The organism is Winogradskyella sp., from assembly GCF_965656915.1.
In the GTDB taxonomy this organism is placed as follows: Bacteria; Bacteroidota; Bacteroidia; order Flavobacteriales; family Flavobacteriaceae; genus Winogradskyella.
Genome location: NZ_CBFHMI010000008.1, coordinates 60,258 through 72,738 on the forward strand (window position 1 = coordinate 60,258; position 12,481 = coordinate 72,738).

The 12,481-nt window shown below is 32.9% G+C and carries 15 protein-coding genes and 1 other RNA gene; 8 read left to right on the plus strand and 8 right to left on the minus strand.

The window, feature by feature from the left end; translation table 11 throughout:
* Window positions 1-11 precede the first annotated feature (11 nt).
* Window positions 12-815 carry a 3-deoxy-8-phosphooctulonate synthase gene (gene kdsA / locus ACTG3Y_RS04235; protein ID WP_439151695.1) on the plus strand — a complete coding sequence of 268 codons (804 nt, stop codon included), beginning with the start codon at window positions 12-14 and terminating at the stop codon, window positions 813-815.
* Here kdsA and ACTG3Y_RS04240 read toward each other — a convergent pair.
* The 3 genes from ACTG3Y_RS04240 to ACTG3Y_RS04250 all read right to left on the minus strand — a co-directional run bounded on the left by ACTG3Y_RS04240 (window position 805) and on the right by ACTG3Y_RS04250 (window position 2,962).
* A complete protein-coding gene (locus ACTG3Y_RS04240; RefSeq protein ID WP_439151681.1) occupies window positions 805-1,191 on the minus strand; it encodes a DUF1801 domain-containing protein in 387 nt (128 codons plus the stop codon). The two genes, kdsA and ACTG3Y_RS04240, sit on opposite strands and share 11 nt — an antisense overlap.
* Before the next feature lie 3 nt (window positions 1,192-1,194).
* The gene (locus tag ACTG3Y_RS04245; protein ID WP_439151682.1) at window positions 1,195-1,548 is read right to left on the minus strand and encodes a hypothetical protein; all 354 of its coding nucleotides are present in this window, start codon (window positions 1,546-1,548) and stop codon (window positions 1,195-1,197) included.
* Window positions 1,549-1,753: 205 nt separating this feature from the next.
* Window positions 1,754-2,962, minus strand: a complete 1,209-nt coding sequence (locus ACTG3Y_RS04250) for an NAD(P)-dependent oxidoreductase (protein WP_439151683.1) — start codon at window positions 2,960-2,962, stop codon at window positions 1,754-1,756.
* Between the two features lie 158 nt (window positions 2,963-3,120).
* Between ACTG3Y_RS04250 and ssrA the strand changes: the two genes are divergently transcribed.
* The 5 genes from ssrA (at window position 3,121) to ACTG3Y_RS04275 (ending at window position 5,981) form a co-directional block, all read left to right on the plus strand.
* Window positions 3,121-3,516, plus strand: a transfer-messenger RNA (tmRNA) gene (gene ssrA, locus ACTG3Y_RS04255).
* Between the two features lie 488 nt (window positions 3,517-4,004).
* Window positions 4,005-4,457 carry a peptide-methionine (R)-S-oxide reductase MsrB gene (msrB, locus tag ACTG3Y_RS04260; RefSeq protein ID WP_439151684.1) on the plus strand — a complete coding sequence of 151 codons (453 nt, stop codon included), beginning with the start codon at window positions 4,005-4,007 and terminating at the stop codon, window positions 4,455-4,457.
* A complete protein-coding gene (gene msrA, locus ACTG3Y_RS04265) occupies window positions 4,457-4,996 on the plus strand; it encodes a peptide-methionine (S)-S-oxide reductase MsrA (RefSeq protein ID WP_439151685.1) in 540 nt (179 codons plus the stop codon). The genes msrB and msrA overlap by 1 nt, the downstream gene beginning before the upstream one ends.
* The gene (locus tag ACTG3Y_RS04270; RefSeq protein ID WP_439151686.1) at window positions 4,996-5,238 is read left to right on the plus strand and encodes a DUF7672 family protein; all 243 of its coding nucleotides are present in this window, start codon (window positions 4,996-4,998) and stop codon (window positions 5,236-5,238) included. The genes msrA and ACTG3Y_RS04270 overlap by 1 nt, the downstream gene beginning before the upstream one ends.
* Before the next feature lie 14 nt (window positions 5,239-5,252).
* Entirely contained in the window at window positions 5,253-5,981 is a 729-nt protein-coding gene (locus tag ACTG3Y_RS04275; RefSeq protein ID WP_439151687.1) for a nitroreductase family protein, read from the plus strand.
* On the opposite strand, the gene ACTG3Y_RS04280 is transcribed toward ACTG3Y_RS04275, so the two are convergent.
* The 5 genes from ACTG3Y_RS04280 to ACTG3Y_RS04300 all read right to left on the minus strand — a co-directional run bounded on the left by ACTG3Y_RS04280 (window position 5,982) and on the right by ACTG3Y_RS04300 (window position 10,121).
* On the minus strand, window positions 5,982-7,952 hold the full coding sequence (locus ACTG3Y_RS04280; RefSeq protein WP_439151688.1) for a cytochrome c biogenesis protein CcdA: 1,971 nt from the start codon (window positions 7,950-7,952) through the stop codon (window positions 5,982-5,984).
* A gap of 136 nt (window positions 7,953-8,088) precedes the next feature.
* Entirely contained in the window at window positions 8,089-8,469 is a 381-nt protein-coding gene (locus ACTG3Y_RS04285; protein ID WP_439151689.1) for a rhodanese-like domain-containing protein, read from the minus strand.
* A 40-nt stretch (window positions 8,470-8,509) separates the two neighbouring features.
* Window positions 8,510-8,827 (minus strand): rhodanese-like domain-containing protein, encoded by a 318-nt coding sequence (locus ACTG3Y_RS04290; RefSeq protein ID WP_439151690.1) that lies wholly within the window; start codon window positions 8,825-8,827, stop codon window positions 8,510-8,512.
* A gap of 127 nt (window positions 8,828-8,954) precedes the next feature.
* Window positions 8,955-9,566: a thioredoxin family protein gene (locus ACTG3Y_RS04295; RefSeq protein ID WP_439151691.1), complete on the minus strand. Its 612-nt coding sequence runs from the start codon at window positions 9,564-9,566 to the stop codon at window positions 8,955-8,957.
* Between the two features lie 6 nt (window positions 9,567-9,572).
* Window positions 9,573-10,121, minus strand: a complete 549-nt coding sequence (locus ACTG3Y_RS04300; RefSeq protein WP_439151692.1) for a redoxin domain-containing protein — start codon at window positions 10,119-10,121, stop codon at window positions 9,573-9,575.
* A gap of 229 nt (window positions 10,122-10,350) precedes the next feature.
* Between ACTG3Y_RS04300 and ACTG3Y_RS04305 the strand changes: the two genes are divergently transcribed.
* Both ACTG3Y_RS04305 and ACTG3Y_RS04310 read left to right on the plus strand, forming a co-directional pair.
* Complete coding sequence (locus ACTG3Y_RS04305; RefSeq protein ID WP_439151693.1) at window positions 10,351-11,751, plus strand: anthranilate synthase component I family protein; 1,401 nt, start codon at window positions 10,351-10,353, stop codon at window positions 11,749-11,751.
* 1 nt (window position 11,752) lies between these two features.
* A complete protein-coding gene (locus tag ACTG3Y_RS04310; RefSeq protein WP_439151694.1) occupies window positions 11,753-12,319 on the plus strand; it encodes an anthranilate synthase component II in 567 nt (188 codons plus the stop codon).
* The last annotated feature ends 162 nt before the right edge of the window (window positions 12,320-12,481 follow it).

The window sequence follows — 12,481 nt, forward strand, 5'->3', positions numbered from 1 at the left end:
TCGTGGTTACCATTCCTAAAATAAAACATTCCGATTCTAATAATTTCTTTTTACTCTGTGGACCTTGCGCTATTGAAGGTGAAGATATGGCATTACGCATTGCAGAACGTGTTATATCTATAACCGACAAGCTTAACATTCCATACGTTTTTAAAGGCAGTTTTAAAAAAGCCAATCGTAGTAGAATAGACAGTTTTACAGGAATTGGAAATGAGAAAGCTTTAAAAATTCTAAGAAAAGTTTCAGAAACTTTTGATGTACCAACAGTCACAGATATACATGAAGCCTCTGATGCTGCAATGGCAGCAGAATATGTGGATGTATTACAAATTCCTGCATTTTTAGTAAGACAAACAGATTTGGTAGTTGCTGCTGCAAAAACAGGCAAAGTGGTGAATTTAAAGAAAGGCCAGTTTATGAGCCCTGAAGCCATGAAACATGCTGTACAAAAAGTAAAAGATGCTGGTAATGAAAATGCATGGATTACGGACAGAGGAACAATGTTTGGTTACCAAGATATGATTGTAGATTTTAGAGGTATACCCACGATGCGAAAATTTGCACCAACAGTTTTAGATGTAACACATTCTCTTCAACAACCTAATCAAAGTATTGGAGTTACAGGAGGACGACCAGATATGATAGAAACTATTGCCAGAGCTGGTGTCGTAAACAATGTCGATGGTTTATTTATTGAAACACATTTTGATCCTGCTAACGCAAAAAGTGATGGGGCTAACATGCTCCATTTAGATAATCTGGAAAGCTTATTAACTAATTTAGTAGCAATCAGAAAACTGGTTTCTACTTTTTAGAATGTTTAGGCTTTAAAATTAATTTAAAGGGATTTGTATTTATTTCTAATTGCTTCTGAAGAACATACACCACAACCTCATCATTAATATCTTCTACAGATTTATAACGAAGAGAACGTATTGATTTACGGTTAGCATCTGTAAAATGTTCTTCAAATTCATCCATTTTGTTAAAATGCCAAAAGGCTAAATCCACGTAGTCTTTAGATTGATTCAAAAAGCATAGAGGAATACAATTACAATAATAAAAAGGTATTTTCCATTTATATAAGAGCTCTGCATTTGGAGCAACGGCTTCTACAATGGCTTGAAGCTGAAGCAATATAGACTTAAAAGGTTCCGATTGTTTTAATATATAAACTTCGGCTGGATTCACAATTTAAAATAATTGAATTATCCCAACGACAATAAGCGCAATACCGATTATAGCCTTAAAAGGCATCAACTTAGCAGATAGCTTTCTCAAACTTGTCTCTAAAGCTGGTACTTTACCAAATACATGTGTTAATAGTAAAATTCCCCCAAGAATACTTGCAATGTTATAAAGCAGACCATCCCAAAATTCAAAAATAGCCAGAACGATTAAACCTAGTCCAATTGCAGTTTGAAATGGAGCCAGAAAACCAGCTATTTTGTTGAAAAAATTGCTTTCTCCATCCCATTTATCAAGGGTTGCTAACCCAAGCAGTATTCCACCAGCGATATTTGCAATAGCTAAAAGTAATTCAATCATGATTTAAAAATTTAAGTTGTTAACCGTTAAATTTAGTTAATATCTTCTATAATTGTTTTGTTGGAATCAAATAAATTACATTACACAATAAAATCACAGTTTCAGTATTTAATAAATTTCCAGTAACTTCAGTAACCTCAATTCTATTATTCCTTTGTAGTTTTAGAGGGTTTTTAGTTGTAGGTTATTGGATGTTTAAATCACTCTACTCAACACTATCAACATAATCCTGAAGGTAACTAAATCGCTCTGTTAATTGACCGTCTTTATTAGTAATTCTGGCTCGTTTTAAAATACCTTTTGCATCATTATTAAAAAATGCAGGAATCACATGTTCTACAAAGGTTTCACCAAAACCTTCACTTGCATCTTTTGGTAACTCACAAGGTAAATTGTCCACAGCCATTACAGTTATAGCTCCTTTAGCGTCGAAAGCTACTTCTTTTTCAGTTTGTGGGTCATAACCATAAAAAGGATCCGCTATGGTTGAAGGTCTAATAGTACTCGCCACAGGACCATCAATATCGCAAGAAATATCTGCTACTAAATTAATTTTAAAATCCGCATGTTTAGCATCTTCTCTGGTAAACAAATAAGGAGCATTATTTCCATAAAAATGACCAGCTATAAAGTAATCAGTCTCTTTTGCATAAGGCATAAAATTACTTTCATAACCTGTTGGATCTTCATAGAACTCATATTTATCACCAACCTTACCGTCTTTACGCTTGGCATACTCCATAACATCGGCCATAACATAAACAGGTTCTGTAAATTGAGATGTAAGATACAACGCATCACTAATCTCTTTAATCCCTAAATGATCTAAAATCTCTTTAGCACCATAGGCTACTTTGCCGGTTCCTGTCAATAAGATTTTAATATTAGGGATAGTAATTTTATCCAATTCGGTTTTAACTTCATTTAAATCAGCAAGTGTTTCAACCTTTGGCAAATCAAATAAGTTATCTCTTAAACCTAAAGCTCTAAATCCATTGTACGCACCAACTAAACCAGCATAACGACCAAAACCTATTAGACGTGCTCCACTTTGTCTTACAATAGTTTCATGGTCGTACATTTCTATATTTTTCTCTAACATGGCCTTTAATAATTTTCTATTATAAGGCTGTTTTTTAATGGTATGAGAAAAGTAGAAGTACTTTTTATTAGGAATTAAATTCTCAATAGGAACCTCTTTAACACCAATCATTACATCTGCATCAGAAACATCATCAATAACATCAAATCCAAGTTTAGCATAAGCTTCATCAGGAAACACACGTATATCGGATGACTCTACTACAAATTCAGCATCTGGAAAATGTGATCTTGCTTCTTCTAAAGTTTCAGGTGAAAAGACAACACGTCTGTCTGGTGGATTTTTACGTTCTTTGATGATAGCAAACTTCATATATAATTAATTTTAAACTGACAAAATGGTCAGTTTTTAGTCTGGAATAATTTTTGTACGAAAATAAATGGATTTAAGAGGTTGCACAACTTTTTTTGTAACTTCGTCCGCGCTCAAAATAACTTTAGTGACGTTGAGCATACTTTTAATTAAATTTTGGGGTCGACTGGTTTTGACAGCGAGATTAATTAAATGGTAAGCACGTCGTGTAATGGTTTTGAAACACGTAAAAGGCTAGACCAAATTTTAAACGGCGAGAATAACTACGCTTTAGCTGCATAATCTGAATTATAGTAAGATTAGTGCTTATTCCTGCGAGGCAGGAAGGCTAAATGTCTCCAGAAAGCCCTAGTCAGTGGCGTTCTTTTTAGAGGCATCGTAAAAATTGACTTAGATTGGGTAATGCTTTGATGCCCTTTCGAAATTAAAAAGCTAAGCTAAAAGTAGGTTGTCTTTAACCAGTTTTTAGTCGAAAAAACAAGAAAAGAATAAACGTGTAGAAAGCCCTTTGATTACTTGTTTGGACGAGAGTTCGATTCTCTCCGACTCCACAATTAGCGCAACTTCTTTTGTGATTTTAAACATAAAAAGCTCAACAAGTATTTCTTGGTTGAGCTTTGTTGTTTACAAATGCAGAGGGAGAAATCTAAAATTCTACTAAAATTAATCTATTAACATCTTTTGGGAAAGCCTATTATTGTTATGTTAAAGCAAGTTTTAAGCTTTTAATACGAGTTTTTATTTGTTATTTTAAATATAAATCAAAAAACAAACTATGAAATTTATTAAAGAAAAAGACGAAAAGAGAAGGGATTATATTTTTCAAAAAGATAAAAAAACAAGAATTGGGGCTACTTTTGTATCAAGTGTTTTATTGATACTAATAACAGCTGTAACAGTAACCTATTTCACATTAAGCTAATAATAAAAAATATAACTGAACCAAAAGATGGCTTTGTTATCTTTTGGCCTTTTTTTCGACTATATTTATATATTACAAAAAACGCATATTTATTAACTAGAAAAGAAAGGAATTTAGAGTATGCTAACTTGGAAAGATGTCATTAATTTCTGCGTAAATGGAAATCCAACTCCTGACAAAAGAGTTGAAAAATCAGAAAATGAGTGGAGAGCTCAATTAACTCCAGAACAATTTAGAATAACAAGACAAAAAGGAACTGAAAGACCACATAGTGGTACTTTATGCAGTATCTACGATGAAGGTCAGTATAATTGTATATGTTGTGACACACCTTTATTTGATTCTACAATCAAGTTTAGTTCTGGCACTGGCTGGCCAAGTTTTACACAACCTATCAAAGAAAATGCGATTAAATATGAAAAGGATTCATCTTTTGGTATGGTGCGTGTCGAGGTAATGTGCAATACTTGCGATGCACATTTAGGGCATATTTTCCCTGATGGACCAGAGCCAAGTGGTTTACGTTATTGCATTAATTCAGAATCAATGACATTAGATAAGGAGACCGCCTAATGAACAATAAAAATTTACAGACTACCATAGTTGGTGGTGGATGTTTTTGGTGTACAGAAGCAGTTTTTCAGGAAGTAAAAGGTATAGAAAACGTCGTTTCTGGTTATACTGGAGGAAAAGCTCCAGGGCGACCAACATATAGAGAAGTATGCTCTGGTTTATCTGGATATGCTGAAGTCGTTAAAGTAACTTTTGATGCTAATGTGATTAGCTATGAAGATATTCTGGTTATTTTTATGACCACTCATGATCCGACAACCTTAAATAAACAAGGTGCTGATAGAGGTACACAATACCGTTCTGTCATATATTATTGTAATGAAAAGCAAAAAGGAATTGCTGAAATTATCCTGAAAGAATTAGCTCAATATTATAAAGATCCAATAGTGACAGAGTTATCCGAAGCCACAACCTTTTATGAGGCCGAAAAAGAGCATCAAGACTTTTACAAGAACAATCCTAATTATGGCTATTGTAATTTTGTAATAGAACCCAAACTCACAAAACTGCGTCAATTACATTCAGATAAATTAAAATAATGCTTAGAATTTATATAATAGGCTTAGCCGTATTACTAATTGCAATAATTGCAAATGGTATTATTGTTAAAATAGGAATTAAATCTTGGTACGACTTTATTGAGCTGCTTACTTCTCAAGGGATGGAAGCACTTAAAAAAGCGTCTTTTATAGACTATATTTGGCTTTTTATTGGCTATCCGTTAGTATTAGGTTTTGGGTATTGGATTGGTGATAGAGTGCATTATTTAATTTTTGGGTAATCAAATAAAATCTTATGGAGAAAACAGTTTCAGAAGCGATAGCCTACAGACGGTCTACGCGAGTTTATAAAGATGAACCTATTGACTCAGAGAAAGTAAAAGAATGTCTAGTTAATGCATCTTTAGCGCCCACAAGTAGCAATCTACAACTCTGGGAATTTTATCATGTTACAGACAACCATGTATTAAAACAACTAGCTGAGGCCTGTTTTAATCAAAATGCCGCAAAAACCGCACAACAATTAGTTGTCATAGTAGCTCGCAAAGATTTATGGAAAAAACGTGCACGAGCTAACATAGACTTCCTCAAAAAAGTTTACAACAAAGATGGACTAAGTGAGCGCGATTTGAAGCGTAAAAAAATGGCAACTAATTACTACAAGAAATTGATTCCAACTATCTATACCGACTTTTTAGGAATACTTGGTTACATTAAGTATTTTATATTTCAGATAGTAGGCTTATTTAAACCGATTTACAGACAAACCAGATTAAGTGATATGCGTATTGTAGCTCATAAAAGTGCAGGATTAGCTGCTCAAAATTTTATGACAAGTATGGCTGCTATTGGTTATGACACTTGCCCATTGGAAGGTAGTGATACACTAAGAGTTAAACGCATATTAAATCTTCCTAGAGGTGCAGAAATAAATATGGTTATTGGTTGTGGTATCAGAGATGAGAAGGGCATTTATGGCCCACGTTTTAGAGTCCCTTTTGAAGAAATTTATTTTAAGGTTTAATTACTTTTTAAAATTTTCCAATCCAGTTTTTAACCATTCCAAATAGACATCAGCATTAGGTTCGTAGGCGTTGGTTACATTTAATAATTCCATATCATGATTTACTATAACATAATAAGGTTGGGAATTATTCTGAAAATTAATAGTTTGTAAAGTAGCCCATTTGTCTCCGATAGTCTCAATGGTTTTTACTGTGCCATTTGCTCTTAAATAATAAAATTGTTTGTCTTCTGGCAGCTTCTTTTTATCATCAACATATAGTGATATGATAACATAGTGGTCTTGTAACATATCATAAACTTGTGAAGTACTCCAAACTTGTTCTTCCATCTTTCTGCAGTTAACACAGGCCCATCCTGTAAAATCTAATAAGATAGGTTTATTCTCTAGTTTAGCTGCTTTAATACCTTCTTCTAAATCCTTATGGCAATTTAAATCTAAAGGACATTCAGAAGATTTATCATATAGACTATAAAACATTGGTGGTGGAAATCCACTTAATAACTTAAGATTGGCATGTTTGGTATTGGTTAAGCCTGGTATTAGGTATATCACAAATGCTACAACTAAAATAGCAGTGGTAATTCTACCTTTTCCAAGTTTTTGAAGTGGACCATCATGTGGAAACTTAATTTTCCCGAATAAGTATAAAACTAGTCCAGTGCCTATCAATATCCATAAACCTATAAAAACTTCACGTTTTAAAAGTCCCCAATGTTCAACTAAATCGGCATTAGATAAAAACTTAAGTGCTAAAGCTAGTTCAATAAATCCTAAAACAACTTTTACTGTATTTAACCAACCACCAGATTTAGGTAATGAATTTAACCACTTAGGAAACATGGCAAATAAAGTAAATGGTAATGCTAATGCCAATCCAAAACCACTCATACCCATTGTTAATTGCATTGCACCACCATCTGCTGTAAGTGAACTTCCTAATAGTGTTCCGAGAATTGGCCCTGTACAAGAAAAAGAAACTATAGCTAAAGTTAAGGCCATAAAAAATACACCTATAAAACCACCAATCTTGTTGGCTTTACTATCCATTGTTGCACTCCAAGACTGAGGTAATGTTAATTCAAAATAACCAAAGAATGAAAACGCAAATGCTATAAAAATGATGAAGAATATAATGTTGAGTGTTACATTAGTTGAAATGTTATTTAAAATCCCAGGATCTAAAGAATCTAATAAGTGAAAAGGTATGCTTAATAAGACATATATAATGAAAATGAAAAAACCGTAAAGTATAGAATTTATTAGACCTTTTTTCGGATCACTAGCACTTTTAGTAAAGAAAGATACTGTTAGTGGAATCATTGGAAAAACACAAGGTGTAAGCAGTGCTATTAAGCCACCCAAAAATCCAAGTAAAAATATAAATAAATTACTTTGTTCTTCGACAGTTTGCTTTTTATAATTATCCCATCCTGTAACGTTTAGATTAAGTTCTTCAGATAGTTTTTTACTTCGCGCATCGATATTTGCAACTTTTGCTTCTACTGCGGTTCCGTCTAAGGATAGATTAAACATAAAATCTCCAGGAATACATTTTGAATTATCACATGTTTGGTACTCTACAAACACTTCAATTTGTTTTAAATCTGGATTTAAGACTTTTATTTTTTGCTCAAAGAGTGCTTCCTCTTTGAATTTAATTACATCTTCTTCGAATATCTCATCGAAAACAGGCGCAACTTCTGGCTCTGTCGTAGGTCCTTGAAGATTGTAATTAGTTTCTTGATCCTTGTATTCAAATATAGTTGTAGGTGCAAATCCACCCGTAGATTTCTGCGAATATATATACCACCCCTTATCAACTTTTGCCTTAAAAGTTAAATTATACTCAGTATCTGAAATCTTCTCAACATTAGATTCCCACTTTACTGGTTCTAAAATCTGAGAAAATAGATTAAATGAAAAACCAATGGTTAGTAGAACGAGTAGTAACGTTTTTTTAATCGTCATAAATAATGCATTAAACCACAAACGTAATGAATGTGATTATATTATTAATTATCTAACGCCTAATTTATAAAAACCTTAAGAATATCAGTGGAGAAATGAATATAAAAAAACCGAATTTCAAATTCGGTTTATGTCATTAAGATTCTTCTTCAATCTTTATTTTTTTAGAATGCTTCCATTTAGAAATACCTCCTTCGAGATCGTATATTTTTTCAAAACCAGCCTCTTCAAGCTTTTTGGCACATTTTGCACTTCTTACTCCTCCTTGACAATATAAAATTACAGGTTTTTCTTTATCGAGTTTAGTGATATCTTCCTCAAATGTCGGAGAGGTAAAATCTATATTTTGTGAATTAGCAATGCGCACTTCTGCATATTCTTCTGGAGTGCGAACATCTACTAATTGTACATCCTCCAAATCTAATATGGACTGCATTTCATCTGCAGTGATTAACTTTACTTCACTATTACTTTTGTCATCAATACAACTTGTACTTAATGATGTGGCTACAAACATGCAGCATAAAACAATTAATTTTTTCATCTTTAATTTAATATTATTCCTGAAATGCTACTTCACCCTTCCACTGACTGAAGCCACCAACTAAATTATAGGCATTATCAAACCCTAACTGATTCATAACCGCACAGGCCTGACCACTTCGTCCGCCTGCTTTACAATACACGTAGTAGTTTTTAGTTTTGTCTAATTGATTTACCTCGTCGATAAAACCTTGACCTTTAAAAATATCTATATGTATAGCATTAGGAATCATTCCTAATGCGACTTCTTCTGGTGTCCTAACATCTAAAACTACAGAATTATTGTCTTCGTTTAACTGTTTTGTCCAATCTATCTGAGACAAATCTGCCATAATCATCTATTTTGCTTCAACAAAATTAACATTTCCTTATGATATAGATGCAAAAAAATCCGAAGTGTTACACTTCGGATTCATTATTTAACAAATTACCTTTATCACCAGGTAACTAAATTAACACTTAAACTTTAATTGAGCACCCTATGGCTCTTGTCTCTTTCACTTTAATATCCTTACCATTCATTAAAGCATCTACTGCATTTTCAACATATTTCTCGTTTACCGCAGAGGCATCCTTATAATTATCGTCAATAGCGCCTATATACTTTACAACGTTCCCTTTTCTTGTTTTTTCTAACAAATAAACGTGAGGAGTTTTTGTGGCACCGTATTGTGGATAAATCTTTTGGCCTTCATCCATTAAATAGGGAAAAGTAAACCCTTTAGCTTTCGCTCTGGCCTTCATCGCTTCCATATTATCACCAGGCTTAACATCTGTATTGTTAGGCATTATTGCAATTACAGGATAACCTTTTGAGGCATACTTTTTATTTAATGCTTCTATTCTATCCTCATAAGCCACAGCATACGGACAAGTATTACAGGTGAAAATTACGATAAATCCTTTTGCATCTGTGTAGTCAGAAAGAGACACTTTGTTACCATCTATATTCTCTAAACTAAAGTCAGTTGCTAAATCGCCAATTTTATAACCATTGTCTCTAGTATCATTAGTAAACGCAAACAGCGTAACTCCTAATACCATTACTATAAGTAATCTTAATGTTTTCATATGTTCTTATTTTAAAAATTGTTTTATTTCAGTTTCTAATTCGTCCTTTGTGAATGATTTTTCATAAAATTGCCGCTTATCTTTACTATAAATAATCGTAGCTGGCAAAGCACCAGACCATTTTTCATCTATAGCTGGTATCCATCTATTCTGATTAACATCATCAAAAGCAACAACTTTAGATTTTAATTTTTTTTCTTTAATAAAGGGTTTGAGCTTCTTGTCATAGTTTCTTGGAAAATCTAGACTAACCAATAAAAACTCAACTCCTTGGTCTTTATACTCTTGGTTAAGGGCTTCAAAATAGGGTAATTCTTTCACACACGGTGCGCACCATGTTGCCCAAAAATTCACCACATATACCTTGTCATCGGTCTTGTTAATTAGAGGTTTTAAACCGTCATAATCATATATTTCCAAATTTACTTCTGAGGTATTAACGACTGTCTCGTTTTTTTCTTTCTTTGAAATGTTAGAATCAGCTATAGTCTCTTCTTTCGATGAGTCTTTACATGAAAAAATTACTAGTAAGCATAAAATTAATAATCGCTTCATGCAATAAAGTTATTAATCCATTTGACACCCTTTTAATAATTAACAAAAAATTAATTTAAATGTTTGAAATTATAAATTATCATTTCTATATTTGACATTGAAATGAAAATAATAATAAATCATACTTGGTGGTGGAATTTCTCAAACAAATGTTCGTGAAATAATCCTTGTATGTATAATATAGAAAAAGGCTTGTCATTCACGACAAGCCTTTTTTAATTGAAAATTGATGAAAACCTTTAGTCTTTACACACACTATAAAAAAATACTTGCAGATACAATTACACCTGTAAGTATATATCTTAAAATTAGAGATAAGTTTCCTAACAGTATTTTATTAGAGAGTAGTGATTATCACGCCAATGATAACAGCTTTTCTTATATCTGCTGTAATCCAATTGCTTCAATAAAGGTTGAGAATGGTAGTATTCATCAATCATATCCAGACGGAAGTACAAAACATAATTTTATTGACACTGTTGGTGTCGTAGAAGAAATCCACAAGTTTACACAACGGTTTAAGGTAGATTCTAATAATAATTTTAAATTCATCAACAATGGAATTTTCGGATATACGGCTTATGATGCCGTAAAATATTTTGAGGATATTGGAATTTCAAAAAAAGAAAATTCAGTAGCTATTCCCGACATCTATTACGCTGTATATCAAAATATCATTGCCATTAATCATTTTAAAAATGAAGCCTATATTTTTGCGCACTGCTTTGATACGGAAAATAATATAGATGAAATTCTGCAATTAATTCAAACCAGGCAATATGCTTCATATTATTTCAATACAAAAGGAAAAATAGAATCGAATCTCAGTGATGATGACTATAAACAACATGTAGAACTAGCAAAAAAACATTGCTCCAGAGGTGATGTTTTTCAATTGGTGTTATCTAAACAATTTAATCAAAAGTTTAGTGGAGACGAATTTAATGTTTATAGAGCTCTAAGAAGTATTAACCCATCACCATACCTGTTTTATTTTGACTATGGGAATTTTAAAATATTTGGAAGCTCACCTGAAGCACACCTAGTGGTCAGCGATAATAAGGCAGAAATACATCCTATCGCAGGTACTTTTAAAAGAACTGGTAACGATTTAAAAGATGCCGAGTTAGCCGAAAAGCTTATTAAAGACGATAAGGAAAACAGTGAGCATGTGATGCTTGTAGATTTGGCAAGAAATGATTTAAGTAGACACGGAAGTAATGTCACAGTAGAGAATTATAGAGAAGTTCAATTTTTCTCCCATGTTATTCACTTAGTAAGTAAAGTTACTGGAGACATCAATAAAGATACAGATACAATGCAGGTGGTCGCAGACACTTTTCCTGCAGGAACGCTAAGTGGTGCTCCCAAGCATATGGCAATGCAACTCATAGAAAAGCACGAAAAAACAAGCAGAAGCTATTATGGTGGTGCTATTGGTTTTATGGATTTTGAAGGTAATTTTAATCATGCCATAATGATAAGAACGTTCTTAAGTAAAAATCATAAATTATTTTGGCAAGCTGGCGCTGGATTGGTTGCAAAATCAGATCCTGAAAGCGAATTACAAGAGGTGTATAATAAGCTTGGAGCATTAACTAACGCTATTGATCAAGCTAAAGACATTTAATATGAAGAAGGTATTAGTAATAGACAATTACGACAGTTTTACATACAATCTGGTACATTATCTAGAAGATTTGGATTGTGATGTTACTGTAAAGCGAAACGACAAACTTACCTTAGAAGAAGTTGATGCATTCGATAAAATCGTTTTATCACCTGGTCCAGGAATACCAGATGAAGCAGGATTGTTAAAAGCTATAATAGCAGCATATGCACCTACTAAAAGTATACTAGGCGTATGTTTAGGTCAGCAAGCCATAGGTGAAGTATTTGGAGGTAAGATCGAAAATTTAGACAATGTTTATCATGGTGTCGCAACTAATGTAACGCTTTCAGTTGACGACGAAACTTTGTTTAAAGGCCTTGATAATACATTTGAAGTCGGTCGCTATCACTCTTGGGTTGTAGATACCAACTTACCAAATAGTTTAGAAGCAACATCGTTCGATGAAAATGGACAAATCATGTCGTTAAGACATAAAGAATATGACGTAAAAGGAGTACAATATCACCCTGAATCTGTTTTGACTCCAAACGGGAAAAAGATTCTGGAGAATTGGGTGAATAGTTAGCAGTTAGCAGTTAGCAGTTAGCAGTTAGCAGTTAGCAGTTAGCAGTTAGCAGAGAATACAAAATAATTGAATAAGAAATGAAAATAATAAAAATTAAAGTCCCAACTTCCGACAGTGTCGGAATAAACGATTTTCAGAAATAAAGAGCGAAAAAGCGGAACT

Bases quoted from the DNA above. Each gene is read 5' to 3' on its own strand.
- ACTG3Y_RS04245 (WP_439151682.1), bottom strand. From the start codon at position 1,548: ATGATTGAATTACTTTTAGCTATTGCAAATATCGCTGGTGGAATACTG.
- ACTG3Y_RS04250 (WP_439151683.1), bottom strand. From the start codon at position 2,962: ATGAAGTTTGCTATCATCAAAGAACGTAAAAATCCACCAGACAGACGT.
- msrB (WP_439151684.1), top strand. From the start codon at position 4,005: ATGCTAACTTGGAAAGATGTCATTAATTTCTGCGTAAATGGAAATCCA.
- msrA (WP_439151685.1), top strand. From the start codon at position 4,457: ATGAACAATAAAAATTTACAGACTACCATAGTTGGTGGTGGATGTTTT.
- ACTG3Y_RS04270 (WP_439151686.1), top strand. From the start codon at position 4,996: ATGCTTAGAATTTATATAATAGGCTTAGCCGTATTACTAATTGCAATA.
- ACTG3Y_RS04275 (WP_439151687.1), top strand. From the start codon at position 5,253: ATGGAGAAAACAGTTTCAGAAGCGATAGCCTACAGACGGTCTACGCGA.
- ACTG3Y_RS04280 (WP_439151688.1), bottom strand. From the start codon at position 7,952: ATGACGATTAAAAAAACGTTACTACTCGTTCTACTAACCATTGGTTTT.
- ACTG3Y_RS04285 (WP_439151689.1), bottom strand. From the start codon at position 8,469: ATGTTTGTAGCCACATCATTAAGTACAAGTTGTATTGATGACAAAAGT.
- ACTG3Y_RS04290 (WP_439151690.1), bottom strand. From the start codon at position 8,827: ATGGCAGATTTGTCTCAGATAGATTGGACAAAACAGTTAAACGAAGAC.
- ACTG3Y_RS04295 (WP_439151691.1), bottom strand. From the start codon at position 9,566: ATGAAAACATTAAGATTACTTATAGTAATGGTATTAGGAGTTACGCTG.
- ACTG3Y_RS04300 (WP_439151692.1), bottom strand. From the start codon at position 10,121: ATGAAGCGATTATTAATTTTATGCTTACTAGTAATTTTTTCATGTAAA.
- ACTG3Y_RS04305 (WP_439151693.1), top strand. From the start codon at position 10,351: ATGAAAACCTTTAGTCTTTACACACACTATAAAAAAATACTTGCAGAT.
- ACTG3Y_RS04310 (WP_439151694.1), top strand. From the start codon at position 11,753: ATGAAGAAGGTATTAGTAATAGACAATTACGACAGTTTTACATACAAT.